Here is a 26,181-nt window from a genome sequence, read left to right on the forward strand (position 1 = left end):
AGGATCGTTGCAGGCGAGAAAACGGAGCGCGGGGGCCTTCGTGCCGATGACGCTGCGTGGAAGGGCAAGCTCCCGTTGCCCCCTCTTTACAAGGGGGAATTGTCACGAGGCGATCGAGGCAGAAGAGCGGCCGTCGGAATGACGGAGCTCCCGTATCACCAAGGCTCAACGAATCGGCAGTTTCAGGCGCCGTCCGTTCCAGTCCAGGACCACACCGTCGGTCCTGATCGCGACCAGCACGGCATCGCCGATGCGGCCGCCTTCGGACAGGCGCTGGCCGTCGATGATCACGAACCGCTGCGCCGGTGCGTCGTTCCACATGTGCATGCTCAGTTTGAGCGGCGGCAGCTGTTTGCGCTCGGCGACCGGAAGGTCGGCGAGTAGCAGCAGGCCTTCGTTGCGTTCGACGGCCACCGGCGCCGGCGGCGCGGGCGGTGCTACCGGCAACGGTTCCGGCACCGCGATGGGCGGCGCCGGCCGAGGTTCCGGCGCCGGCGGCGCGCGCGGCGCGACCGCGACGGTCTCTTTATTTGTCTCTCTCTCCGGCTTCGTATCCGCAGGCGCCGGGGGCGCTGGCGCCGCGACGACGGCCGGGCTCGCCGGCACCGGTGCGGGTGCCGCCGGCCTTGGCTCTGGCTCTGGCTCTGATTCTGATTCTGGCACCGGCTTGACCGGAGCAGCAGGCGACTCGGCGATCGCGGGCGCTTCGATCCGAGGCGGCCCGGCATCGGCGATCCGATCGCGCTGGCCGACTTCGCCCGTGCTATCGGCGAGAGGTTCGACGGGCGGGCTCTGCCGGCTGCCGAACCACCAGGCAAGCGCAGCGACGACGACCGCAGCGAGCACCAGCCACCACCCGATCGGCGTGGACTGACGCTGCACGCGGGCGACCGGCGGCAGTTCCGCATACAGGTCGGGCGACTCGCCGCGTCGGCGTTCGGCCTCGGATTTGCGCAGGGCTTCGAGAATCAACGACATCGTTTACTCCAGCACCGACTGCAGACGCGGGCCTGCGTCGCCGGACGACAGCGCCAGCATGGTCTCCGGACCGACGACGCCGTCGCTGAGCAAACCGCGTGCGGTCTGGAAACGACGCACGTCCTCGATGCTCGCGCCACCGGCCGCGGTCGCGCCGAGCCGCGTGCGCAACCACTCGCCGCGTACACCGCCGGCGCGCGGCGACAACGACGACGCCAAGCCCTCCGGGCCGCGCCATACAGCGGCATACTCGCCAGTCCATAAACGTTCGAGTGCGGCGCGCTCGGTGTCGAATGAAGTCCCGTCCAGCGACAAACGCACCTTGCTCGCATCTACCCCGCTCAGCAGCACCCAGGGGTCGCGGACGCCGAGGCGCAGATGCAGCAGCACCGGACGGCCGAACTGGACCAGTTTTTCCAGACTCGCCTCGCCGCGCAGGCAATAGACTCCAGGAGCGATAGGAGGGACACATCGCGATGCTGCGGCAACGGCCGCCTCATCCGTCGGCAGCTGCCACGCGCTCAGCAACTGCCGCCATGCCGGTAGCGAAGCGACCTCGGCCGCAGCGACACGCTGCGCGAAAGCGGTCTCGTCCAAATGCGGCGTTGCAGTCGGGTCCTTCGCTACAGCCGCCCGTTCCGTACTCGCTTCGGTCTTCGCTGCCGATGGCGTCTTATCCGCATCCGTGGTTCCGGCCTGGCCGCGCGGCTTGGCCGAGGTCTTCGCGATGAGCGCGCTGTTCCCCGCCCCGGCCTGGCCCGTCGATGCGTTCGCCGTGGCCGGTGGCGGCTGTGTCCACCACCACAGCGCGCCGAGCGCCAACGCCACTATGACCGCGGCAGAAAGAATGGCGAGGCGTTGATGCGAAACGCCTCGCTGGCTCGGCGCCAGCGCTTCGGCAGCGGCCCGGTTCACGGTGCTCTCGTCGACCTGGATGTTGTCGTGAGCGTAACCGCCGAGCAAAGCGCGCTCGGCGATCACGTTGATCAGTCTCGGCACGCCGCCGGAATGCGCGTGAATGCGCTTGATCGCGCCGGGCGTGAACGGCAAGCGCTGACCGCCCGCGATGCGGTAGCGATGGCGCAGGAAGGCCGTGGTTTCGTCCGCGCTCAACGGGGTCAAGTGGAAACGCGCGGTGATGCGCTGCGAGAGTTGGCGCATGTCGGGGCGCGCGAGCATGACGCGCAGCTCCGGCTGGCCGAGCAGGATGATCTGCAGCAGCTTCTGGGTATCGGTTTCCAGGTTGGTCAGCAACCGCACCTGCTCCAGCGCTTCCAGCGAGAGGTTTTGCGCCTCGTCGATGATCAACACCACCCGCAGGCCCTGCGCATAGGCGCCGAGCAGGTAGGCATTGAGCGCGTCGACCAGGGCCTTGACGCTGCCGCGCTTGCCGGCCAGATCGAGGTGCAGTTCCTCGCAGATCGTTTCCAGCAGCTCGACCGGGGTCAGGCGCGGGTTCAGCACCAGGGCGACGTGGGTCTTCTCCGGCAGTTGTTCGAGCAGCAACCGGCACAGGGTGGTCTTGCCGGTGCCGACTTCGCCGGTGAGCTGGACGAAACCGCCGCCCCCACCCTGGCCGATGCCGAACAGCAGGTGCGCGAGCGCATCCCGGTGACGCTCGCTGAGAAACACGAAGCGCGGGTCGGGGGTGATCGAGAACGGCGGCTCCTTCAGGCCATAGTGCTCGAGGTACATGCGCGTCGTCGTGGCTTCGAGGCGCTTAGCCTGCCACGAATCGGGGGCATCGTCGCTGCGAGGCAGCGCACGGATTCGGCGGTCGCGCCTCGCGAACGAGGTGCCGCAATGCCCAGGTCCGAGCGGGCCTCTCGGCCGGGGTGGCCGGCCGCGCCCCTCGTACAGGGGCACGGCCATGCGCTCAGGCCGCACTTCGCAGGTGGGTCGGCGGCTCAGGCCTATGGGCGAATCTGCCGCTCAAACCGGCAATCCAGCGCCCTCGCCCGCCTGCGCATCCGACGCTGCGGACTTGCCGCGCGCCCGGCCTACGATCCGGGCGGTGCTGGCACGCATATCGTCGAGGATGCTGTAGATCGTCGGCAGGAACAGCAGGCTGACCACGGTCGAGAACGCCAGGCCGCCGGCCACCGCGCGCGCCATCGGCGAATAGGCCAGGCCGCCCAGCACCACGGTGTCGCTCAACGAAATCGGCACCATCGCCAGGATCGCCGTGCCCATGGTCATCATGATCGGACGCAGGCGCTCGCGGCTGCCTTCGACCAGGGCCTCGTTGCGCGACAGGCCGCGTCTGCGCAGGTTGTTGATGTGCTCGACCATGACGATGCCGTTGTTCACCACCACGCCCATCAGCACCAGGATGCCGATGAAGGCCATGACCGTGAACGAACTGCCGGTCAGCCAGAACAACCAGAACACGCCGAAGATCGAGAACACCACGCAGCTCATGATCGCCGCCGGGAACAGCAGCGACTCGAACACCGCCGCCATCACCACGTAGATCATCACCAGGGCGATGATGAGGTTGAACATCATCTGCTTGCCCGCGTCGTCGTCGCGCTCGAACGAGCTGCCGTCGAAGCTGTAGCTGTAGCCGGCCGGGAACGCGATCTTCTTCAGCGCTTCCTCCATTGCCTTGCGCGCGTCCGGCGTGGTCGCCTTGCCGTTGAGGCTGGCCAGGATGGTCAGCGTGGTCTGCCGGTCGTTGCGGTTGATCTGGCTCGCGGTCGGGCGCAGGTTGACGTCGACCATCGCCAGCAGCGGCACGCTGCGACCGTCGCTGGAACGCACGGTGAACTCGGCCAGATTCTCGATGCCGTACTTTTCCGCGCCGGCGAAACGCGCCCACACCGGCACTTCGGTTTCCCCGCGCTGGAAGTCGCGCAACTGCGCGCCGCGCAGCGCCAAGCCGACGAAGCGCGAGACCTCCTCGACGCTGAAACCGAACGACGCCGCGCGTTCGCGGTCTACCTTCACGTTGAGCTCGGTATTGCGGTCGCCGACGTCCACGCGCACATCGCGCAGCTCGGGGCGGCGCGCGAGCATCGGGATGATGTCGCGGGCCAGTTCGGTCAGCGTCTCGGTCGAGTCGCCGACCAACTGGACCTGGACGTTCTTGCCCCCGCCCTGACCACCGTCCTGATCCTGGCCCACGCTGATCTCGGCCTTGGCCGATTTCGGCAGCGCCTTGGCGATCGCGTCGACCAGCGGCTTGTTGTTTTCGACTTCGTTCTCGTTGAACTGCAAACGCGTGCCGCCCTCGCGCCCTTGCTCGCTGAAGAACGAATAGATCTGCTTGATGTGGTACTGCTTGCGCCGCGCCTCCAGGAATTGCTCGACCTTGAGGATCTCCTGCGACATCTGTTCGCGGGTGTAGCTGCCCTTCCATTGGTATCCGATGAAGGCTTCCTTGCCGCCGTCGTTGCCGAACATGTCGAACTTGGTCTGGGTCGCCGGAAACAGGCTGATAAGCACCACCAGCGCGATGCCGATCACGCTGAGGCCGCGATGCTCCAGGGTCCAGCGCAGGAACCGCGCATACGAGCGCTGCAGCCACGGGATCAGCCCGGTGGTGGTGTTGACCGCGGGCGGCGTCTTCATCCGCGCCGAGATCATCGGAATCAGACTCACCGCGACCAGCCACGACGCCAGCAGCGAGACCGAAATCGTGATGGCGATCTGCGACATGAAGATGCTGATGTCGTTGGTTTCGCCGATCAGGTTGGGCAGGAACACGATGCAGTGGCACAAGGTGCCGGCCGACAGCGCGATGGCGACGTGGCGCGTGCCCAGGATCGAGGCCAGCTGCGGCTGCTCGGGCATCTTCTCGCGTTCTTGATAGATGCTCTCGACCACGACCACGGCGTTGTCGACCAGCATGCCGACCGCAAGCAGCAAGCCCATCAGCGACAACACGTTGAGGGTCACGCCGATGAAGTGCATGAAACCCAAGGTCATCACGAAGCAGATCGGGATCGCCAGGGTCACCATCAGGGTGGAGGGCCAATGGCGCAGGAAGAAGAACAGCACCGCGATCGACAGCAGCAGACCGATCGCGCCGGCTTCGCCCAGCTCCAGCAGGGAGCTGGTCACGTCCTCGCCCTGGTTCTGCACCACCTTGATCTCGATGTTGCTGAGCGCCGGCTGGGCGCGGATCGCCTCGACTTCGGCCAAGGCCAGTTTCGACACCTCCACCAGATTGGCGCTGCGTTCCTTGAAGATATCCAGGCCGATCGCTGGGCGGCCGTCGAGACGCCGGCCGGTCTCCAGGCGCGCGGGCTTGAGCCGCACGTCGGCGATGTCGCGCAGCTTGAGGCCGCTGGTGTTGATGACCAGGTTGCGGAACTGCTCCAGGTCGGCGACCTGCCCGATCGGCTGCACCCGCAGCCGTCGTCCGCCGTCCTCGATCTGGCCGGCGGAAATCGAGAAGTTGAGTGCCTGCAGGCTCTTGGTCAGGGTATTGAGATCGACGCCGTGCGCGACCATGCGGTCGGGCAGGATCGCGATCTCGACCTCGTTGGGCGAAGCGCCGCCGATTTCGACCTTGGCCACGCCGGGAATACGCTCCAGTCGACGCTTGAACTCGCGGTCGATCAGGTCGTATTCGCGGCTGAGGTCCATGTCGCCGGCCAGCCGCACTTGCAGGATCGCCTGGTCGGCGCTCGACCACTTGAACACGAAGTAGCGCTGAAAGCCCTCGGGCAGATCGTCGACGATAGCGTCGATGCGTTCGCGCGCCTCCGAGGCCGCGATGGCGATATCGCGGTCCCAGTCCTTGAACTCCATCTGGATGGTCGCAGAGTCCGAGGTAGCGCTGCCGCGCATGGTTTTGATGCCGGTCATCGTCGCCAGCGCCTCTTCGGCGGGGCGCAGGATGGTCCGTTCGACCTCTTCCGGGGTGGACCCGTCGTAAGGCAGCTGCACCACCAGGAACGGCGCGGTGATGTCCGGCAGCGATTCCAGCGGCAGGCGCACCGCCGCGATCAGGCCGATCACGAACATCGACACGAACAACATGATGGTCGTGATCGGCCGCTTGATGCTGATCTCGGCAACGCTCATGTCAGTGCGCCTCGGCCAGCGGATCGTTGTCGTGGCCGATCTTGTCGGCGGCCACTCTGGCTTCGCGCTCGGCCTTGCGCACGCGGTTGCGGTAATACTCGTCGCCGCGGCGGTCGAGCAGGTCGTAGACCACCGGGATCACCACCAGGGTCAACAGGGTCGATACCAGCAGGCCGCCGATCACCGTGATCGCCATCGGCGAGCGCACTTCGGCGCCTTCGCCGGTGGCGATCGCCAGCGGCAGGAAGCCGAACAAGGTGCACAGGGTGGTCATGATGATGGGGCGCAGTCGCGAGCGCGCGCCCTCGATCAGGGCCTCGCGCTTGGGCATGCCGTGCTCGCGCAACTGGTTGACCTTGTCGATCAGGATGATCGCGTTCTTCACCACCAGGCCGACCAGCAGGATCAAGCCGATGAACACCACCACCGACACCGCCGAACGGGTCAGCAGCAGCGCCAGCACGGCGCCGACCAGGGCCAGCGGGATGGTGAACAAGATCACGAACGGATGCAGCAGCGACTCGAACTGCGACGCCATGACCAGATACACCAGGAAGATCGCCAGACCGAACGCGAACAACAGCGAGTTGATCGACTGCTGCAGTTCCTCGCCCTGGCCGCCGATGTGCATGCGCACTTCCGCGCTCAGCGGTTGCTCGCGGACCAGCTTCTGTACTTCGGCAATGGCGCCGCCGAGGTCGATATCGCGCAGGTTCGAGGACACGATCGCCACGCGCACCTGATCGGCACGGTGGATCTCGCTGGGACCGCTGGTGGCGACGACGTCGGCCACCGACTCCAGGGTCACCGGGCGGTTGCTACCGGGATTGACGATCAGGCGCCGGATGCTATCGATCGAGGCGCGGTCGGACTCGCGGGCACGCACCAGCACGTCGATCTTGCGGTCGCGGAAGCTGTAGCGCGTGGCGATGTCGCCGCGCACTTTCTTCACCACCACGTCGGCGATATCGCGGGTGGCCAGGCCGAACGCGCCGGCGCGGTCCTGGTCGAAACGGATCTGGATCTCCGGGAAGCCCTGTTCGACCGTAGATTTAACGTCGGCGAAATGCGGGCTGCCGCGCAACAACTTGGCCATGTGCTGGCCGGCGCGCTGAATGGTTTCCAGGTCCTGGCCGCGCAACTCGATTTCCAGCGGCGTGGAGAAGCTGAAGAGCTGCGGCCGTGCGAAGTCGACCTGCGCGCCGGGATGGCCCTGCATGGTGCGGCGCAGGCGCTCGGTTTCTTCGGCTTCGATCTCCTTGCTGCCGCCGTCGGCCATCACCACGGTGATCTTGCCGATGTTCTCGCCGCTCTCGGTCGGGTTGGCGTCCAGGCGCGTACCGCTGCCGCTGACGCCGAACCAGGCGTGGATACCCGGGTCCTTGGCGTGCTTCTCCTGGATTTCGCGCACCAGCCGGTCGGTCTCGCGCAAGGGCGTGCCCGGCGGCAGCTTGACGGTCATGTCGAAGCGGTCCTGGGCCAACTGCGGAATCAGGTCGGCGCCGAGCAGCGGCACCGCCGCCAGAGTCGCCACGAAGGCCGCGCCGGCCAGGCCGAGCACCAGCACCCGATGGCCCATCGCCGCCGGCAACAGCTTCAGATAGCCGCGTTCGGCGCGCTCGTAAGGCGCCATCGCCAGATCGCTGGCCTTGCCCATGACCGGCCCGACCACCGCACCGAGGACGCGCCAAACGCGCGTCACCGCCCAGGCGATGCCGAAGAAGGTCCCGCGCACCGCCGTAGCGATCGCATAAGGCGGCCACGCCAGCACCTTCAGCAACCGGTTGCGCGGCTGCCAGCGCGGATGCGGCGCTTCTTCCTGGAAGCCTAGCGTCGGCCGGCCACGCAATGCACTCAGCATCGGGATCAGGGTCATCGATACGATCAACGAGATGCCGATCGCCAAAGCCACGGTCAAGGCCTGGTCGCGGAACAACTGGCCGGCGATGCCTTCGACGAACACCAGCGGCAGGAACACCGCGATCGTGGTCAGGGTCGAGGCGACCACCGCCATGCTGACCTCGCGGGTACCGGTGACGGCCGCTTCGAGAATGCCGAGCCCGCGTTCGCGCGCCTTGGCGATGCTCTCCAATACGACGATCGAATCGTCCACCACCAGGCCGGTGGCCAACGCCAGGCCGCCCAGCGACATCACGTTGAGGCTCAGCCCCAGGCGATCCATGAAGAAGAACGTCGCGATGATCGAGACCGGCAGCGACAGGCCGATCACGAAGGTGCTCCAGCCGTCGCGCAGGAACAGAAAGATGATCAAGACCGCCAGGAAACCGCCGATCACCGCATCTTTCTTGACGTCGGCGATGGCGTGGCGGATGAACTGCGACTGGTCGTCGATCGTGGTCAGTTCCACGTCCGGCGGAATCTGCTCCTTGATCTGCTTCAGGCGTTCCTGGATCGCGTCGGCGGTGGCGACGGTGTTGGCGTCGCCTTCCTTGTAGATCGCCAGTTCGACCGCTTCGGTGCCTCCCAGGCGGATGATCGCCTCGCGCTCCTTGAAGCTCTGGCGGACCTCGGCGATGTCCTTCAGACGCACCGGCTTGCCGCCGGCCGCGGTGCTCTGCTCGCCCGAGGACGCGCTCTGCACCGAAGCCGCCGCTGCCATCGCGTCGGCCGAACCGGAAGCGGCGGCCACGCGCGCCATTTCCGCGGCGGCGTCGGCCGCGGCATTGCCGCCGGCCTTCTGCGTGGTCACCAGCATCTCGCGGATTTCCGGCACGCTGGCGAATTCGTTGACGGTGCGCACCAGATAGCGCTGCGCGCCCTCTTCCAGGCGTCCGCCGGAAATGTTGATGTTTTCCTGCTTCAGGCGCTGGATGACGGTGTCGATCGGCAAGTTGAGCTGGGAAATTTTCTGCTGGTCGATATCGACCTGGATTTCGTCCTCGAGACCGCCGCCGACCTTGACCGCGGCGACACCGTCGACCGGTTCGAGCTTTTTCTTCAGGTCGTCGTCGGCGTAGCGGCGCAGTGCCGTCAGCTGACGGATCGCCTCGCTGTCGCCGGCCTTGGCGCCATTCTTATTGGACAGCGCGATGCGCAGGATCGGCTCGGTCGAGGGATTGAAACGCAGCAGCACCGGCTTCTTGGCTTCCAGCGGCAACTGCACGATTTCCATCTTGTCGCGCACCTCCAGGCTGGCCTGGTCCATGTCGGTGCCCCAGGCGAACTCGAGCACGACGTCGCTCTGGCCGGTGCGCGAGACCGACTTGAGCTTGCGCAAGCCCTTGACCACGCCGACCGCCTCTTCCAGCGGTTCGGAGATCAGGGTTTCGATTTCGGTCGGCGCCGCGCCGGTGTACTCGGTGCGCACGGTCAAGGTCGGATAACTCAGATCCGGCAGCAGGTTGACCTTGAGGCTGTTCAGCGCAATCAGGCCGAACAGCAGGAAAGTGATCGTCACCATCGCCACGGTGACGCGGCGGCGGGTGGAAAACTCCACCAAGTTAAAGGACGTCGTGTCCGAAGGCTGAGCCACAGTCAGTCCCCACGTTCATAAAGGTTGCGAACGACGCGACCGCAGCGGTCGCGTCGGGCTGCGGCCGCGCCGGCTTACTGCTTGGTAGCGGGGCCGGTGGCGGCGCTGGCGACGGCCTTGGGCTGGGCCGTATTGATCAACTGCACCTCGGTCCCTTCGCGCAACGCCGTCTTGCCCGCGACCACGACCTGGTCGCCGAGCTTGAGGCCGTCGCGGACCTCGGCCCAGGCGCCGTCGAGATAGCCCAGCTTGACCGGGACGCGCGAGACCTTCTTGCCGCGCACCACGAACACCGCCGGGTCGCCCTCGTCGTCGAGCAGCGCCGCGCGCGGCACCACCAGCGCATCGGCACGGTTGTCGTAATCGATGCGCAGGCGGCCGAACATGCCCGGCTGCAGCGTGCCGCCGCCTTCGAAGGCGCAGATCACCCGGAACGTGCCGCTGCCGGAATCGACCACCGGGGCGACGCGGTCGACCGTGCCGGTGAAGACCTTGCCGGGCATGGCATCGACCTGCATCTGTACCGGCAAGCCCGCTTTCAGCGTGGCCAGCTCGCGCTCGGGCACGTTGAGCGTGGCCTCCAGGCGCGAGGTGTCGACGATGCGGATGATCGGCGAGTTGATCTGGACGAAGTTGCCGGTCTTGATCGAACGCGAGGCGACGATGCCCGAGATCGGCGCTTCGACCTTGGCGTAGGACAGCTCCAGGTTCGCCATGCGATTGGCGGCGCGGGCGTTCTCCAGGTCGTAGCGCAGTTGGTCGTTATCGTTGGCGCTGAGCAGACGCTGTTCGGCCAGTTGCTTGGAGCGGGCGTAGTTGGCCTCGAGCTTGCGCATGGTGGCGTTGGTCTGGGCGGCCTGCAGCTCGGCGCGCGCCGAGTCGAGCCGGACCAGGATCTGGCCGGCCTGCACGTGCTGGCCTTCCTCGACCATCACCGCGAGCGCCACGCCCGAGGTCTTGGCCACCACCTGCGATTCGGCCCGCGCCTCCAGCGGCGCAGTACCGGTGTAGCTGGCCGCGATCGCGCGCCGCGTCGCCTGGGCGACCTCGACCGGAACCGCTTCCGATGCTTTGTCCTTGGCTTCCTTGGCCTGCGCTTCCGCAGCGCCGGCGCCGCCCTTGCAGGCCGACAGGCCGAGCACACAGGCCAGGGCCAGGGCGGCGACTGCCACCGTGCCGCCCATTGCCGGACCGCTCTTGCGGATATTGGTGAGTTGACGCATTCGAGACGACCCCAAGCTCTAGTTTTTTCGTCGGTTACCGGTCGTATGCCGGTGTTGTATATAGGTATATCACCGGCCCTGAAAACCACCATCCGCCGAAGGTAATGGTGACTGGAGCCATGCATTTATTCTGAGGCACGGTTAGCGCGAGCGATGCCGATCGCGCGCCTGCGGCGGCCTCGGGCGGCGCGCCAGCGCCACCCGCCGAGTATGGATGCGCTCAAGGACGACTTCGTTGCAGTCGCATGGCCGGCTATACTCGCCGACTTATGCGCGGCTCCGGCCCTGCACAGCCAGCCACCACCTTTCGCTAGCCATTCGAGATTGCGGACTAGACATGATGCGACCGCTGATGATCGCCGCCTGCTTTGCCCTGACCCTGGCCGCCATGACGGCGCACGCCGAGGAACCCGCCAAGGCGCCGGCCCCCACCGCCGCCGCCGCCATTCCGGCGCCCTCGGCCACTCCGGCCGCCGCGCCGGCCATCAAGGGCAGTGCCGAGACCGGCCGCCAACTGACCTATACCTGCCAGGGCTGCCACGGCGTCACCGGCTACAAGAACGCGTACCCGAACTATCACGTTCCCAAGATCGTCGGGCAGTCGCCGGAATACCTGACGAATGCGCTGACCGAATACAAGAAAGGCACGCGCAAGCACCCGACGATGCAGGCCCAGGCTCAGAGCTTCTCTGACCAGGACATCGCCGATATCGCCGCCTTCCTTTCCAGCGCCAAGTGAGCCGCCCCATGACGAACTCCAGCTTCTTCAAGAGCGGCCTCGCCATCGCCCTGTTCTCGGTCCTGACCCTCGCCGCCTGCTCGCAGGGCGGTGAAGTCCCGGCCGGCCATTCTTCGGCCGACCGCGACGCCGGCCACACTTCGTCGTCGGCGGGCCTGCCGGCCGGCAACGTCGCCGCGGGCGAGAAGCTCGCCAGCGTCAAGGGCAAGGCCACCGGCCAGTCCTGCGTCGACTGCCACGGCGCCGAAGGCAATGCGCCGATCGACCCGACCTACCCGAAGCTCGCCGGCCAGTACCACGATTACATCGCGCACTCGCTGCAGATGTACCGCGACGGCGACCGCGAGCACCCGCTGATGTCGAGCCAGGCCAAGGATCTGAACGATCAGCAGATCGCCGATCTCTCCGCCTACTTCGGTTCGCGCCAGAAAAGCCAACTGCGCGACCTGCACGGCATCCACTGAGCCGTCGCGCGGCCTCGCCGCGCAGTCGATCAGAAACAAACGGCCCGCATCAGCGGGCCGTTTTCGTTTGCGGCGGCATTTGCGAAAGAGCCGCTGCTGCCCGAGCCCTGGCGAACTGCGCTACCGCGACAACTAGCGCAGTCCAGCCCTCTGGAACCAGGCATCCAATCCAGCGACCGCCTTCACCCGCCCGGCGGCGGCCGCACGCTGCCGTTGTCTTCCTGCAGATGCGGCTTGAACGGGATATCCGGCGGCGGGCGCGCGGTGGCCGGTTGTTCGTTGAGGTTCGGGTCGTTGATGCCGCAACTGCCGCCGAGCATCAGCAGGGCGACCGAACACTGGATGCTTTTGCCCTTGCTGCCCGGGATCGGAATCATCACCGTCTGCACGCTGCGCCGGACCCACTCGGCCAGCAGGGTCTCGTTCGGGCGCCAGTACTTGTCGAGCGCGGTCGGCTCGTAATCGGTGGGCTTGCGCCGCAACCAGGTGCCGGCGCGGTCGAGGTCCTTGATCTCGGCGGTGATCGTGCCCGGCGGTTTGCCCGGCGAAGCCGAGCCCGGCGCATCGGCCAGACGCACGCTGCCGTCGCTGTTGTACAGGCCCGGCGTGTCGCCGCGCTGACCGCCGGGCTGGTTGCGGGTGGAATCGCCCCAATCGTCGCCGCGCTTCGGCGACGACCAGGTCCCGGGCGCGGGCGTCGGTTTCGGGCCGGCGCCGGCGGTCGCCGCCGGCGGGCTCGAACTCGCGGCCGGGGCCGAACTCGAAGCGGCAGGCTTGGAACTGGACGCACTGGCCGGCGCGCTGGTGATGGTCGAAGCCGAGGCCGGAAACGGCGCCGTAGCCGGCGCGCTGCTCGGCGAGGATGCGGTCGAGGCCGCCGCGGACGGCGTGGGGATGTCGGCGATGCGCACCTGCGGCGCGGTCGAGGGCAGCTGCGGCGCCGCGATCGATGGCGTCGGCAACTCGCGCACCGGCATCCGCGACAGCGGCGCAGGCACGTCGCGCACGCTCACTTCGCGCGGCTGCACCGCGATGCTCGGCGCGGCGATCTCGCGCTGCGGCAATTCGCGCGCGATCGGCTGCACCGGCGCCGGCACGTCGAGCGACGGCACCGGCTGGGTCTTGGCTTCGAGTTGCGGCACGCGCGGGGTGTCGTCGAGGCGGCGACGCGTCGGCGGCAACACGAAGATCTGCGGCGAATCCGGCACTTCCTTGCTGACCATCACCGGTTGCTCGACGGTCGGCGCCGGCAGTTGCGGTTCGGGCACGTCGCGCTGCGGCACCTCGGGCAAGGTCGCCTGCAGTTCCGGGGTCGGCAAGGGCGCATCCGCCGCCAATTGCGGCGGCGAAGGCTCGGCCGGGGCCGGCTGTTGCTGGGTGGGCTGTTGCTGGGTGGGCTGCTGCGCCTGCGGGGTCTCGGCCTGCGGCTGGTCGCTCGGCTGCTGCGAGCCGCCGCCGGGTTCCTTCGGCGTGCCCTCGCCGATGTATTCGATCATGGTGACGTTCTCGCCTTCCGGCGGCGGCCGGGTGGCGAAGAACTGCAGATACATCAGCCAGATCAGCAGGCCGGCGACGAAGATGTGCCAGACCAGCGAGAACGCGCCGGCGATCCAGCGCAGCCAGCGCTCCTCGCGCTCCGGCGGTTGCCATTGCTGACGCCACAGGGTCGCGAAGGCCTGCCAACGGTTGAGCATGGCCGCGCGCGGCGGCGGTTGCGCCAAGGGCCGCTGCGCGATCACCGCGACCAGTGCGTCCGAAGTCGCGCCGGTCACCGCACCGCTGCGTTCCTGCAACGACTCCAGCCAGCTTTGCCAGCCCGCCGGGAATTCGCCCGGCGGGGGCGAATCGCGCCGCATGGAAAGCCGCAACCGGCGTTGCAGTGCTTCGATGACGGAGGCGGCGGTGGGCATAGGCTGCGCCGCGCCGGAATCAGGCGGCGGTGTCTCGGGGGATGTACGGCGCGTCACCGGTCTCGTGATCGGTGGCATCGCGTACCGCGGTCACGCCCGGCACCTTGGTCATCAAGGTGGTTTCGATGCCCTGCTTGAGGGTCACGTCGGCCATGCCGCAACCGTGGCAGCCGCCGCCGAAGCGCAGCACGACCACGCCGTCGGCGGTCACTTCCTGCACCGAGACATGGCCGCGGTGCTGGGCGAGCTGCGGGTTGACCTCGTGCTCGACCACCCAGCGCACCCGCTCGACCAGCGAGGCCGAATCGGTCGGCGCCTCGCCCTTGATCTTGGGCGCGCGGATCTGCAGCTGGCCGCCGGTGGCCTTGACCTCGTAATCGATCTCCGCGCCGTCCAGGTACTGCACGCTGTCGGCGCGCAGCCACAGGGTGAAGCCCTCGCAATCCACCGCCCATTCGTCGCCGGTCAGATCGGCCGGTTCGGCGAACTCCAGGCGCACGTCGGCGCGCGGCGTACCCGGATGCACCGCCGACAGCCGCACTCCGAGCCCCGGCAGGGCCTCGCGCTCGATGAGCTTGCGGAAGTGGTTTTGCGCGGATTCGGAAATATTGATCATCGGGCTATTCTAGCGGGGTCAGCACGGCGTGAAGCCGCGTATGCATCCTACGACCGTCGGCGATACGATTCCGTTCATGGAAGGCGGTCGCCGCGCAGAAGCTATGCCGCGGCGCCATCGCCGGGCCGCCCAGGAGTCCGCAGCATGAACGATCTCATCCCCCTGTCCCAGGCCCATTGCATCGTGCGCCGGGGCATCGAACACAAGCTCAGCGAAGCCCGCATCCGCGAGCTGCTGCCCGAGGTGCCGGGCTGGGAGCTCGCCGAAGACGGCCATGCCCTCACCCGGACCTTCCGTTTCGACGACTATTATCGAACGATGGCTTTCGTGAACGCCTTGGCCTTCATGGCCAATCGCGAAGACCATCATCCCGATCTCGGCGTCCATTACGACCGTTGTGTGGTGCGGTATTCGACCCACGACGTCGGTGGCCTGAGCGAGAACGACTTCATCTGCGCGGCCAAGGCCGACGCTCTGACCGGTTGATCCCGCCATGAACCCAATCCGCAGCAACTCCCGCCTCTCGCCGCGTCTGCTCCCGATGCTCGGCGCCGCCCTGCTCGCCCTGGTCGCCGCCGGCTGCGGCGAACGCGCCGCGGATGCGCCGATCATTCCATCCACGCCGCTGCGCGCGGTCGACACGCCGCCGCCGGATTACCCGCAGGAGATCGGTTGCGACCAGATCGGCGGCAAGGTCGTGCTGCAGCTCAGCGTCGGCCCGGACGGCAAGCCGAAGAAAGTCGACGTGCTCGAAAGCAGCCGCACGCCGGCGCTGGACCAGGCCGCGATCAAGGGCGTGCAGCGTTGGCGCTTCGAGGCCGCGACCCGCAACGGCAAGCCGGTGTCGACCGACATCCAGGTCCCGGTGACCTTCCACTCGCCGACGACACGCCCGGAGCATTGCGGCTGAGGCCACTGCGCGCAGTAAATCCAGTCAGACGACAACGCCGGCCTGAGCCGGCGTTGTCCGTTCGGAGCAATCGCATCAGGCCGGAGCGCCTGGTACCGAAGCCTGATCCGCCGGGCCGCTCCCCGCAGGCAGCGACTGCGCGGGGACTTCGGCTCAGCCCAGGCGATCCAGCACTTCGACCAGCTCCGGAGCCAGCGGCGCGTTGAGCAGATACGGCTCGCGGCCGCCGTCGAGGGCGAACTCCAGGGTCGAGGCGTGCAGGAACAGGCGCTTGAGACCGGCCTGCTCGCGCAGGCGCTTGTTGGCCTCGACTTCGCCGTACTTGTCGTCGCCGGCGACCGGATGGCCGATGTGCTGGGCATGCACGCGGATCTGGTGGGTGCGGCCGGTTTCGATCCGCACCTCGCAATACGATTGCCCGCCGCGCCGCTCCAGCACTTTGAAGTGGCTCAGCGACGGCTTGCCGTCGCGGTGCACCTGGACATGGCGCTCGCCGCCCTGGCGCAGGCCGATGTGCAGGGCCGCGTCCACGCTCATCACGCCCTCGGGCATGCGCCCGGTCAGCAGCGCCAGATAGCGCTTGGCGATCCCGCCCTCTTCGCGCATCAAGGCCTGCATCTCGGTCAGCGCCGAACGCTTCTTGGCCACGATCAGCAGCCCGGAGGTGTCGCGGTCGAGCCGGTGCACCAGCTCCAGGGTCTGGCCCGGGCGCAGCGCGCGCAGGGTCTCGATGGCGCCGAAACTGATCCCGCTGCCGCCGTGGCTGGCGACCCCCGAGGGCTTGTTCAGGGCGAGCAGGCGCGCGTCCTCGAACACGATCGCCGCGTCGAGGGCGTCCATGAACCCCTTCGGCGGGGTCGGCTTGTCGCCCTGTTCGCTGAGACGAACCGGTGGAATGCGCACCTCGTCGCCGGCCTCGAGCTTGCGCTCGGCCTTGGCGCGGCCGCCGTTCACGCGCACCTGGCCGGAGCGCACGAGCTTGTAGATCAAGGACCTGGGCGCACCTTTGAGTTGGCCCAGGAGGAAATTGTCGAGCCGTTGACCTTCACGATCTTCGGGTACACGCACCGTCCGTGCGCCGGTGTTACCGGAGTTTGCTGTCTGGGTCATCCCGAAGCGTTATCTGTTACACTCGCGACGCGAGATAAGGTTTTGATTTCGCTGGGAGTTGTACCCGACCGCGTCGCCTGACAAGCGTGCGGTTCGGTACGGGGCCGAAAGCCCCTCCCGCGATTCCGGTCCGCGTCTAACCACTGCCCACGGGGTAGCCATGTTAGCAGCGACGGACCGGCGGAACCGGCCAGCGCCCGATGGGTCAAACCGTCGAGATGAACACCCGTGCGGCGCCCAAGCCTGAGGCTCGTTGAGAGCCGGCTTGACGCGTCGCCGCCCGCCCCGAGCGACGTTCGCGTCGCCGGCCCCGAAAGAACCGAGTAGGTAAGAAGCGCTCCCGCGGCGTGCCGTGGTGATGTAGCGCTGGTAGTGGAGACCTCGCCGGCGCGCGGGCGGCCCGCATTCGCTGCGGCCGACGATCGCGACGGCGAAGTCTCAGTTCCCAGATAGCGAAACGCCATGGCGTTCCGCGCGGTAGAGCGCGCGAGGAACGCAACAATGAAGCGCATGCTGATCAATGCGACGCAGGCGGAAGAACTGCGCGTCGCCATCGTCGACGGCCAATCCCTGTACGACATCGATATCGAACAGCCGTCGAAGGAACAGAAGAAGTCCAACATTTACAAGGGCCGCATCACTCGGCTCGAACCTTCGCTGGAAGCGGCGTTCGTCGACTACGGCGCCGACCGCCACGGCTTCCTGCCGCTGAAGGAAATCTCCCGCGACTATTTCCAGCCCGGGGTCGACCATAACAAGGCCGGCTTGCGCGAGCTGTTGCGCGAAGGCCAGGAAATCGTCGTCCAGGTCGACAAGGAAGAGCGCGGCAACAAGGGCGCCGCCCTGACCAGCTTCATCTCCCTGGCCGGCCGCTACATGGTGCTGATGCCCAACTCCCCGACCGCCGGCGGCGTCTCGCGCCGGATCGAAGGCGAGGACCGCGCCGCGCTCAAGGACGCGATGGACAAGCTGACCATCCCCGACGACATGGGGGTGATCATCCGCACCGCCGGCGTCGGCCGCGATGCCGAAGAACTGCAGTGGGACCTGGATTACCTGGTCAGCGTCTGGAAGGCCGTCACCGACGCCGCCCTGAGCAAGCAGGCCCCGTTCCTGATCTACCAGGAATCGCGCCTGATCATCCGCGCCCTGCGCGATTACATGCGTCCGGACATCGGCGAGATCCTGGTCGATACCGACGAGATGTACGCCGAAGCGCGCGAGTTCGTCGAGCAGGTCATGCCGCACAACCTGCGCAAGCTGAAGAAGTACGCCGACGACACCCCGCTGTTCAACCGCTTCCAGATCGAGTCGCAGATCGAGAACGCCTACGAGCGCACCGTCCGCCTGCCCTCCGGCGGCGCCCTGGTGATCGACCAGACCGAAGCCCTGACCGCGATCGACGTCAACTCGGCGCGCGCGACCAAGGGCGGCGACATCGAGGAAACCGCGTTCAACACCAACCTGGAAGCGGCTGAGGAAGTCGCGCGCCAGATGCGCCTGCGCGACCTCGGCGGCCTGGTGGTCATCGACTTCATCGACATGGCCTCCAACCGCCATCAGCGCGACGTCGAGAACCGCCTGCAGAACGCCCTCAAGCAGGATCGCGCCCGCGTTCAGATCGGCCGCATCTCGCGCTTCGGCCTGCTCGAACTGAGCCGCCAGCGCCTGCGCCCCTCGCTCGGCGAGTCCAGCCAGCTGGTCTGCCCGCGTTGCGACGGCCACGGCCGCATGCGCAGCGTCGAGTCGATGTCGCTGTCGATCCTGCGCATCGCCGAAGAGCATGCGATGAAGGAGAACACCGGACAGGTGCTGGTGCAGGCCCCGACCGAGATCGCCAATTACCTGCTCAACGAGAAGCGCCGGGCGCTGACCGAGATCGAACAGCGCCACGGCGCGCCGATCGTGATCGTCGCCGACGAGCAGCTCGAGACCCCGCATTACGAAGTCACCCGTGTGCGCGAAAACGAGATCGGCGAAGAGTCGTCCAAGCCCAGCTACCAGCGCGGCACCCAGCGCAAGCTGCCGCTGCATGCGCTGACCAAGGCCCATCTGAACATTCCGGATGCGCCGATCGTCACCAACGTCAAGCCGCTGCAACCGGCGCCGCTGCGCGAACCGCGCGAGCCCGCCGTGGCCGCGGCTCCCGCCCCGGCTCCGGCGCCGGTCGCCGCGCCGACCCATTCGGTCGGTCTGGTCGAGCGCATCCTGCGCATCTTCCGTGGCCCCTCGCAGCCCGCTCCGGCCCCGGCCGAACCGGCCGCGCGCAGTTCGGAAGGCCGCGGCCGCAACGACCGCAACGGCCAGCGCCGTGGCGAGAACCGCAACAACGCCGGCAAGGGCGGACGCGACGGCGGTCGCCGCGACGAGCAGCAGCGCCGCGACGAACCGCGTCGCGACGAGCAGCGTCGCGACAAGCCGGCGCAGAACGCCCAGCCGCAGGCCGCCCAGCAGCCGCCCAAGCAGAAGCAGCCGCAAGCGCAGCAGCAGCCCAAGCCGCAGCAACCGCAGCAGGCGCAACAGCCCAAGCCGCCCAAGCCGCAGAACGACGAGCGCGCCGCCCAGGCCGCCGGCGGGACCCCGCGTCCGCCGCGCGAACCCAGGCCGCCGCGCCAGGACGCCCCGGCTCCGGCTGAAGCCGTCAGCGCCGCGGCGATCGTGCCGGCCGCCGTAGCCGCCGCATCGGCCAGCGCCGGCGCTCCCATCGCCGTGCCGGCCGTGCCGAGCGTCAGCGACGAGACCGCACTGAAGACCGAAGCCGCTGTCGCAGCCGTCGCCGCCGACAATGCCGGCAGCGAGCCGCGCGACACCGACGAAGCCGCAGGCGAAGGCGGCGGCCGTCGCCGTCGTGGCCGCCGCGGTGGCCGTCGCCGTCGTCGTGGCAACGGTGAAGCCGCTGCCGGTGGCGAAGGTCAGGGCCAGGACGAGAACGCATTCGACGACGAAGACGAGATCGGCGGCGAACCCGCAGCGGCCCCGGCCGCGGCGAACCGTTCGCAGCCCGAGTTCGACTTCGACGACGAAGGCAGCGCACCGGCGCCGCGCGCCCAATCCACCGCGCCCGCCGCTGCCGCAGTCGCTGCACCCGCAGCGGTTGCCGCCGTCGCCGCCAGCCGCGTGTTCAGCCCGGCCCCGGAAACGGCGGCCGAGCCGAAGGCCTCGTTCGCGAACCTCGGCCACGAAGCCCAGCCTGCGGTCGGCGAGCCCGCCGCCAGCGAGCCGTCGTCCGCGCAGCCGCAGATCGAGTCGGTCCGGGTCGAGCCCTCGCGCAACGCCTATGTCGCCGCCGAGCCGGTCGTGAACGAGCATGTCGCCGAGCCCGTGCTGGAAGCGGCGATGCCGGTCATCACCCGCCTGCCCGAGGAAGCGGTTGAGGCGCCTGCCGAAATCGTCACGCCTGCGCAGAGCGCCGTCGCGGCGATCGAACAGGCGCAGCCCGCCCTGCAGGCTGCAACGCCGCGCAACGAGGATGTCGAACCGGTCGTCGAGCCGACTTCGGCCCTGGTCGAAGAGACCCGCGTCGAGGACACCGTGGTCGAACAGGCCGTGATCGAGCAGACCCCGGTCGAACCGACCGTGATCGAGCCGGTGGCCCTGCCGGCACAGGTCGAACCGGCCGTTGCGGCCTCCGCTGCGACCGGCTCGGTCGAACCGAAGGCCGCCGACACCGCTGCCGCTGAAGCCGCTTCGGTCGAAGCTGCTCCGGTCGAAACTGCCTCAGTCGAAACTGCTCCGGTCGAACCGGCCCAGGCCGACGCCGGCAACGCAGCGCCGGCAACGACGCCGCGCACCGCCGGCCTGTTCGATGCCCTGCCCCATCCGGTCGAACCGGCCCGCACCGACGCGGCCACTGCCGCCGTCGAAGGCGAGCAGGATGCCACCGACGGGTCGTCCGACGACGAGCGTCGCGCCTGACCGACGACGCTCCAGCCGGGCCGTAATCCGGTAGGTAACCACCAAGAAACCGGCCGCTGATGCGGCCGGTTTCTTTTTGCGCGTCGCATTGGCGGCGCCGCTAGTTCGCAGTCGCCGACACGCACCGGTCAGCGCCCCGGGACATCACCGGCCTGGGTTGTGAATCGACGGCATGGGCAAGCGGGCTCGTTCGAGCCGGAGCGACAGTGCATTCATGCAGCGGCGGACCGCTTCAACCGGGGCCGCGCGCGCCGGAGCGACGCCGACGCGAACTCAGCGCCGGCGCAACCGCATTACAGCGAATGCGCGGGATCGGCGAGTCCGTACTGCGCGGCCAGGCGGGCCAGCGCGATGCTGTCGGTGATGGCCAGCTTCTCGAACAAGCGGGTCTTGTGGGTGTTGACCGTCTTCGCGCTGAGGCTGAGGCGCTTGGCGATTTCTTCCTGGCGGAAACCCTGGACCAGCAGCAAGGCGATCTCCAACTCGCGCGGCGACAGCTCGTCGAACGGCGAATTGCCGCCGTCGATGTTCGACAACGCCAGATGCTGGGCGATGTTGCTGGCCAGATAGCGCTTGCCGCGGGCGACATCGCGGATGGCGCGCAGCAGTTCGCTGGCATCGCCGCCCTTGCCGACATAACCGGATGCGCCGACTTCGAGCAGACGCTTCGGCATCGGCCCGTCTTCCAGCACCGATACGATGATCACGCGCGTGCCGTGGTCGCCCTTGACGATGCGCTCGGTCACTTCCAGCCCGCTCACGCCGGGCAGGTGCAGATCGCACAGCACCACGTCGGGCTTGAGCTTGCGGATCAGCGGCATGGCCTCTTCGCCGCTCTCGACGTCGCCGAGCACTTCGATATCCGTCTCCGCCGACAGGATCATGCGCATGCCCGTGCGGACCAACGCATGGTCGTCAACGATGAATACACGGATAGTCATTGTCCCTTCCCCTACGACCCAGGCCTGCAACGCCAACGAGGCTACGCGCCGGCATGGTGCGGTGCAAGGCATTCATAATGTGAAAGTGGGCACAATGCGCTTCACATCCGGCCCTCCAACGCTCTCTCGAGAAGACCCAATGCGTTCTCAGAAACTCTCGCCGATCGTCACAACCGTCGTCACATCCCTGTTGTCGCTTTCGATGGCCGCCGCGAGCGCACGCGAAGCCGCTGCCGTTGCCGGCACGCCCGCAAGCGCGCCCGCCGCCACGACCGGCTCGTGGCTCGGCGATGTCCGCAGCCTGTCGCAGGCCGGCGCCGGCAACCGCCGCGCGCCGATCGAAAAGCGCCTGGATGGCCTGGGCCTGAAGTGGAAAGCGGTCGCCTTCGAAACCGCGAAGAAGCGACAGGGGCAGAACCTGATCGCCGAAGTCTCCGGCGCCGCCGCGGCGCCGTTGCTGCTGTTCGGCGCGCATTTCGACCAGGTCGAGGAAGGCCACGGCGCGACCGACAACGCTTCCGGCAGCGCCACCGTGCTGGCCCTAGCCGAACGCTTCAAGCACAAGCCGCTCGCCCACCATCGCGTCGCGGTGGCGTTCTGGGACCTGGAAGAAGCCGGCCTGCTCGGTTCCAGCGCCTACATCGCCCAGGGCAGCGAAAAGCCCGCGCTGTACGTCAATTTCGACGTATTCGGCTGGGGCGACACCTTGTGGATGATGACGCCCGATGCCGACAGCGCCCTGGTCGGCGCCAGCCGCGATGCGGTGAAAGCCTCCGGTCTGCAGTTGTCCGCCGGCCGCGAATATCCGCCGAGCGACCACTTGCCCTTCATCAAGGCCGGCTGGCCGGCGGTGTCGTATTCGCTGATCGGCAACGAAGAAGTGCCGTTGATCCTGTCGTTCTTCAAGGGCGAGAAAACCCCGACCCAGGCCAAGGTCATCAAAGTCATCCACAGCAGCAACGACACCGTCGAGCAGATCGACGCGGCCGCCACCGCGCGCGGCGTCGACGCGGTCGAACGGGCGATCCGCCAGTGGGATGCGGCTCAAAATTGACCGATCACGTCAATAGCCGAAAACAGCGAGTCCGCGGGCCCGCGGCGTGAGATTCTTACGCCCTCGCCTCTCTCTTCTCGCCTTTTTTCTTTCGGAGTCTTTCGCATGAGCGCACAAGCCCAACAGGCCGATCACTTCCACAGCCTGCACCGCGACGGCCTGCTGCTGCTCGCCAATGCCTGGGACGCCGGCACTGCGCGCCTGATCGAAAGCCTCGGCGCCAAGGCGGTCGCCACCACCAGCGCCGGCGTGGCCTGGTCGCACGGTTATCCCGACGGCGACCTGCTGCCGGTGCGGCGCCTGGTCGCCACCGTCGCCGACATCGTCCGCGTCATCCGCGTGCCGCTCACCGTCGATGTCGAAGGCGGCTATTCCGACGATCCGGCCGCGGTCGCCGAAACCGTGGCCGGCCTGATCGACGTCGGCGCGGTCGGTATCAACCTCGAAGACGGCGGCGGCGATCCCGAGCTGCTGTGCGCGAAGATCGAACACATCAAGCGCGCCAGCGCACGCCTCGGCGTGGCGCTGTTCGTCAACACCCGCACCGACGTGTACCTGCGCGGCCTGGCGCCGCCGGAGCGCCGCGTCGAGGAGACCCTGGCGCGCGCCGCACGCTATCGCGCCGCCGGCGCCGACGGCCTGTTCGTGCCCGGCCTGACCGAGGAAGCGCAAGTGCGCGCGATCGCCGCCGATGCCGGCCTGCCCTTGAACTTGCTCGCTCGCCCGGCCTTGCCGCCCGCGGCCGAACTGGAACGCTGGGGCGTGCGCCGCCTGAGCGCGGGCTCGGACATTTCCCAGTCGGTATTCGCGCGAACCAGCGCGCTGGCCAGCGGGTTCCTGAGCGACGGCGACTCGCGACCGCTCGGCGCCGACGTCATGGCTTACTCGCAACTCAACGCCTTGTTCGTCGACCGCTGAGCGGCGGCGCCGCTCAGCGCATCAGTCCGTAATCCTCGAAGCGGACCTTGAACCTCAGCGCATCCTGGTACTTCGGCGGAATATCGCCGAGGTGCCGGTCGATGCGCTCATCGTCGTCATCGTCGAACAGATAGAACGGCAGGCCGTTCGCCGGCGTGATCTTGACGATGCGCCCCGGCCGGCCGGGCTCTCGGTATTCGCGAATCACGTCGTCGCCGGCATAACGCACGCGCACCTGCGGATCGACCAGATCCGCGGTCGGGTCCGACAGGCTGGCGCAGGCCGCCAGCGCGGCCACGGTCGATAACAGCACGGCATACCGCATGGCAGTCTCCTTGCGATTCGCACCGGACTATACCCGGGCCGCGGTCCCCCGCTGCAAGGGTACGGTTTCCGGGCAGGAGCGGCGCAAGCCGCGACCGGGCTGCAACAGTCTCGCAACGTATCGCTTAAACAAGATAAAGATCAGGATCAAACGCCTAGAGCTTCCTCCACTAAAGCGGCGGGTAACTTTCTTTTGGCCAAAGCCCCAAAAGAAAGTCACCAAAGAAAAGTGCTTTTCCTTGACGAAGCTCCCCTGCGAGTACGATGTTCGCGCCGGGATTTTTCGATAAGACATCCTTGTCTTATCGAAAAACGCCGCACGTCCTGTGCGGCGCCCTCCAGGTCTACAGTGGCATCGCAAGTCCGAAACTGCGCCAAGCTTCAAGGCAGCGGCAACAGCTGCCGTGCTCTAAGGGTAGGAGCGGCGCAAGCCGCGACTGCGAATCCACGGCTGCCGGCGCGGGCGATCGTGACTGCGTGCTCGCGACTTGTGATCGCAGGAAATCCCTCTGCAACGCAGCTCCTACCCTTTGAAGCGCCGTCGCTGCAGGATTGCTGTTGCTGTGCGCGGCCCCGCACTCGCGAAAGCCATCGAAGACCCGGAGGGCGGCCCGCATGGATGTCGGCCGTTTTTCATCGGGACAGGGATGTCCCGTATGCAGAGCCCCGCGGAGGCACCGCTCTTGCGGGCCCCTGACCCAAAGAAAAGCAACTTCTTTGGTTACCTTTGACCGAAGGGAATCCACACGGACTTTTGTTGCTTATGACAAAAGAAAGTAACCCGCCGCTTCAGCGAAGGCAGCTCTAAGCGTTTGATCTTGATCGTGATCTTGCTTGAGCGTTACGCCGCGAGACCTAAACAGGCACTTCTCGCCCGGCGGGATGCAGCTCGCCGACTAGCCGCAACGGGCTATTTCGCCGCATCCGCGCCTGCCGTAGCTTGTGCCGTAAGCCGGATCGGCGCGTCCACCAACGCATGCGCCGCCCCGGTCGACAGGCAGGCAGTTCAATGGATGGACTACCGAGGGACGATCATGAACGATCCGAACCGAGCGACGGCGGACACCGCCGGATGGACCGACGCGCAGCGCGCCTTGTGGCAACGCCTGTGCGATTACCGATTCGACGACGACGATTCCAACGAGTTCCTGACCCGCGTCGCCACGACTTCCCTGCTCGCTCTCAGCGAAGCGCGAGCGGCGCTCGACGAATACCGCCGTTTCTGTTTTCTCGCCGTCACCGTCGCCCATGCGGTTACTCCGAGTCAGCTCGTCGATGAGGTCTGGCACACGCATATCGTCGACACCCGGCGCTACGAGCGCTTCCGCACCGAAGTGCTGCAGTACGACCTACACCACGTGCCTTCGCGCGGCGGCAGCGGCGAAGAGCTGAAACACCAACGCCAGTACGCCGACACCATCGACAGCTACCGGCGCTTTTTCGGCCTGCCGCCGAACCGGTTCTGGCCGGAACCGCGCGCACCACGCCCGCCGTCGGTGGCGGCCACCGTCGCGCTCGCTGAGCCGCGCGCACCGTGGCGGCCGATGCGGTTCGGCATCGTCGCCGTCGCCGGCACCTATGCGCTGTTCGCGTTGATCGCCAACGAGAGCAATCCGCTGCATTGGACCGGCGGTTTGTTCCTGGCCTGGTTCGTCGTCCTGATGGTCGCCGCGCTGATCGCCGGCTCCTGGCTGCGGCAAGGCATGCGCGGGCCGAAGGGCCCGGGGCGGAGTCACGAGGCCGACCGTTGGGAGCTGGCCTATCTGTCCGGCGGCAGCGATCGGGTCGCCGACGCGATCGTGGTCGACCTGCTCGCGCGCGACGCGGTCAGCCTGGAGTACGACCGCAAGAAGGCGCGCGAAGCCTACGAAAACGACCGCGTGTGGTTGCGCCCGCGCCTGCCGCCCGAGCAGCTCGAAACGCTGTCGCCGGTGCTGCGCGACGCTCTGGAAGTAGTCGCCGAGAAACAGACCCTCTCCCGAATCCTGTTGGCGCTGCGCGAACGTCATCGATCGCAGGACGAACACTTGCACCGCAAGGGCTGGCTGATGAGCCCGCGGCAGCAAGCCTGGGCGACCTTGCTGTCGGCCCTGCCCCTGGCCGCGGTCGCCGCTCTGGGCCTGCGCAAGATCATGATCGGTCTGCAACTGGAACGCCCGGTCGGGTTCCTGATCGCCCTGACCGTCCTGTCCGTGCTCATCGCGCTGTTTCGCGCGCTATCGACCCAGGAGCGGCCCCGCACCTGGGCCGGCGACTGGGAACTGTACAAAGCCGACCGGCAACGACGCGCAGACGGCAGCGATCCGGCCGCCACGGTCGCGCTGGCCGGCACGGCGGTCCTGATCGGCACCCCGTTCTCCGACTATCAACAGATCCGTACGCCCTCCTCGTTCAACAACGACGGCAGCGGAGGTGCCGGCGATGGAGGAGGTGGCGACGGCGGCGGAGGCGGAGGTTGCGGCGGCGGCTGCGGCGGCTGCGGTGGCTGCGGCGGAAGTTGATCGACCGCTTCGCGATGATCCGTATTGAGACCTGCAGCCACGGCGCTCGCC

At 67.5% G+C, this 26,181-nt stretch carries 18 protein-coding genes; 8 read left to right on the forward strand and 10 right to left on the reverse strand.

The window, feature by feature from the left end:
* Positions 1 to 165 precede the first annotated feature (165 nt).
* The 5 genes from ACTJJK_RS09960 to ACTJJK_RS09980 all read right to left on the reverse strand — a co-directional run bounded on the left by ACTJJK_RS09960 (position 166) and on the right by ACTJJK_RS09980 (position 10,728).
* Complete coding sequence (locus ACTJJK_RS09960; RefSeq protein ID WP_440730104.1) at positions 166 to 972, reverse strand: general secretion pathway protein GspB; 807 nt, start codon at positions 970 to 972, stop codon at positions 166 to 168.
* Between the two features lie 9 nt (positions 973 to 981).
* Positions 982 to 2,673, reverse strand: a complete 1,692-nt coding sequence (locus tag ACTJJK_RS09965) for an AAA family ATPase (protein ID WP_440730105.1) — start codon at positions 2,671 to 2,673, stop codon at positions 982 to 984.
* A gap of 237 nt (positions 2,674 to 2,910) precedes the next feature.
* Complete coding sequence (locus ACTJJK_RS09970; protein ID WP_440730106.1) at positions 2,911 to 6,012, reverse strand: efflux RND transporter permease subunit; 3,102 nt, start codon at positions 6,010 to 6,012, stop codon at positions 2,911 to 2,913.
* 1 nt (position 6,013) lies between these two features.
* Positions 6,014 to 9,511 carry an efflux RND transporter permease subunit gene (locus ACTJJK_RS09975; RefSeq protein ID WP_440730137.1) on the reverse strand — a complete coding sequence of 1,166 codons (3,498 nt, stop codon included), beginning with the start codon at positions 9,509 to 9,511 and terminating at the stop codon, positions 6,014 to 6,016.
* A 68-nt stretch (positions 9,512 to 9,579) separates the two neighbouring features.
* Entirely contained in the window at positions 9,580 to 10,728 is a 1,149-nt protein-coding gene (locus ACTJJK_RS09980; protein WP_440730107.1) for an efflux RND transporter periplasmic adaptor subunit, read from the reverse strand.
* 340 nt (positions 10,729 to 11,068) lie between these two features.
* On the opposite strand from ACTJJK_RS09980, the gene ACTJJK_RS09985 reads away from it, so the two are divergent.
* Positions 11,069 to 11,467 (forward strand): c-type cytochrome, encoded by a 399-nt coding sequence (locus ACTJJK_RS09985; RefSeq protein ID WP_440730138.1) that lies wholly within the window; start codon positions 11,069 to 11,071, stop codon positions 11,465 to 11,467.
* 8 nt (positions 11,468 to 11,475) lie between these two features.
* Positions 11,476 to 11,931, forward strand: a complete 456-nt coding sequence (locus tag ACTJJK_RS09990) for a c-type cytochrome (RefSeq protein WP_031371683.1) — start codon at positions 11,476 to 11,478, stop codon at positions 11,929 to 11,931.
* Positions 11,932 to 12,113: 182 nt separating this feature from the next.
* On the opposite strand, the gene ACTJJK_RS09995 is transcribed toward ACTJJK_RS09990, so the two are convergent.
* Both ACTJJK_RS09995 and ACTJJK_RS10000 read right to left on the reverse strand, forming a co-directional pair.
* Positions 12,114 to 13,841, reverse strand: a complete 1,728-nt coding sequence (locus ACTJJK_RS09995) for a hypothetical protein (protein ID WP_440730108.1) — start codon at positions 13,839 to 13,841, stop codon at positions 12,114 to 12,116.
* Between the two features lie 19 nt (positions 13,842 to 13,860).
* Entirely contained in the window at positions 13,861 to 14,457 is a 597-nt protein-coding gene (locus tag ACTJJK_RS10000; protein WP_440730109.1) for an NfuA family Fe-S biogenesis protein, read from the reverse strand.
* Positions 14,458 to 14,601: 144 nt separating this feature from the next.
* On the opposite strand from ACTJJK_RS10000, the gene ACTJJK_RS10005 reads away from it, so the two are divergent.
* On the forward strand, positions 14,602 to 14,943 hold the full coding sequence (locus tag ACTJJK_RS10005) for a 4a-hydroxytetrahydrobiopterin dehydratase (protein WP_057917746.1): 342 nt from the start codon (positions 14,602 to 14,604) through the stop codon (positions 14,941 to 14,943).
* Positions 14,944 to 14,950: 7 nt separating this feature from the next.
* Positions 14,951 to 15,367 (forward strand): energy transducer TonB, encoded by a 417-nt coding sequence (locus ACTJJK_RS10010; RefSeq protein ID WP_440730110.1) that lies wholly within the window; start codon positions 14,951 to 14,953, stop codon positions 15,365 to 15,367.
* Between the two features lie 153 nt (positions 15,368 to 15,520).
* On the opposite strand, the gene ACTJJK_RS10015 is transcribed toward ACTJJK_RS10010, so the two are convergent.
* Positions 15,521 to 16,477 carry an RluA family pseudouridine synthase gene (locus ACTJJK_RS10015; protein ID WP_031371688.1) on the reverse strand — a complete coding sequence of 319 codons (957 nt, stop codon included), beginning with the start codon at positions 16,475 to 16,477 and terminating at the stop codon, positions 15,521 to 15,523.
* Positions 16,478 to 16,978: 501 nt separating this feature from the next.
* Between ACTJJK_RS10015 and ACTJJK_RS10020 the strand changes: the two genes are divergently transcribed.
* Positions 16,979 to 20,392, forward strand: a complete 3,414-nt coding sequence (locus ACTJJK_RS10020; protein ID WP_440730111.1) for an Rne/Rng family ribonuclease — start codon at positions 16,979 to 16,981, stop codon at positions 20,390 to 20,392.
* Positions 20,393 to 20,685: 293 nt separating this feature from the next.
* Here the strand turns inward: ACTJJK_RS10020 and ACTJJK_RS10025 are convergent, their stop codons facing one another.
* A complete protein-coding gene (locus ACTJJK_RS10025; RefSeq protein WP_031371689.1) occupies positions 20,686 to 21,333 on the reverse strand; it encodes a response regulator in 648 nt (215 codons plus the stop codon).
* A 139-nt stretch (positions 21,334 to 21,472) separates the two neighbouring features.
* Here ACTJJK_RS10025 and ACTJJK_RS10030 point away from each other — a divergent pair, with 139 nt between their 5' ends.
* On the forward strand, positions 21,473 to 22,387 hold the full coding sequence (locus tag ACTJJK_RS10030) for a M28 family metallopeptidase (RefSeq protein ID WP_440730112.1): 915 nt from the start codon (positions 21,473 to 21,475) through the stop codon (positions 22,385 to 22,387).
* A gap of 105 nt (positions 22,388 to 22,492) precedes the next feature.
* Positions 22,493 to 23,305, forward strand: a complete 813-nt coding sequence (locus ACTJJK_RS10035) for an isocitrate lyase/PEP mutase family protein (protein WP_408953481.1) — start codon at positions 22,493 to 22,495, stop codon at positions 23,303 to 23,305.
* 13 nt (positions 23,306 to 23,318) lie between these two features.
* On the opposite strand, the gene ACTJJK_RS10040 is transcribed toward ACTJJK_RS10035, so the two are convergent.
* Positions 23,319 to 23,630, reverse strand: a complete 312-nt coding sequence (locus tag ACTJJK_RS10040) for a DUF2782 domain-containing protein (protein ID WP_440730113.1) — start codon at positions 23,628 to 23,630, stop codon at positions 23,319 to 23,321.
* A 1,033-nt stretch (positions 23,631 to 24,663) separates the two neighbouring features.
* On the opposite strand from ACTJJK_RS10040, the gene ACTJJK_RS10045 reads away from it, so the two are divergent.
* Complete coding sequence (locus tag ACTJJK_RS10045) at positions 24,664 to 26,130, forward strand: TIGR04222 domain-containing membrane protein (protein ID WP_440730114.1); 1,467 nt, start codon at positions 24,664 to 24,666, stop codon at positions 26,128 to 26,130.
* Positions 26,131 to 26,181: the final 51 nt, after the last annotated feature.

Origin of the sequence: Lysobacter sp. 22409, from assembly GCF_052045105.1 — a bacterium.
Lineage (GTDB): Bacteria > Pseudomonadota > Gammaproteobacteria > Xanthomonadales > Xanthomonadaceae > Lysobacter > Lysobacter antibioticus_B.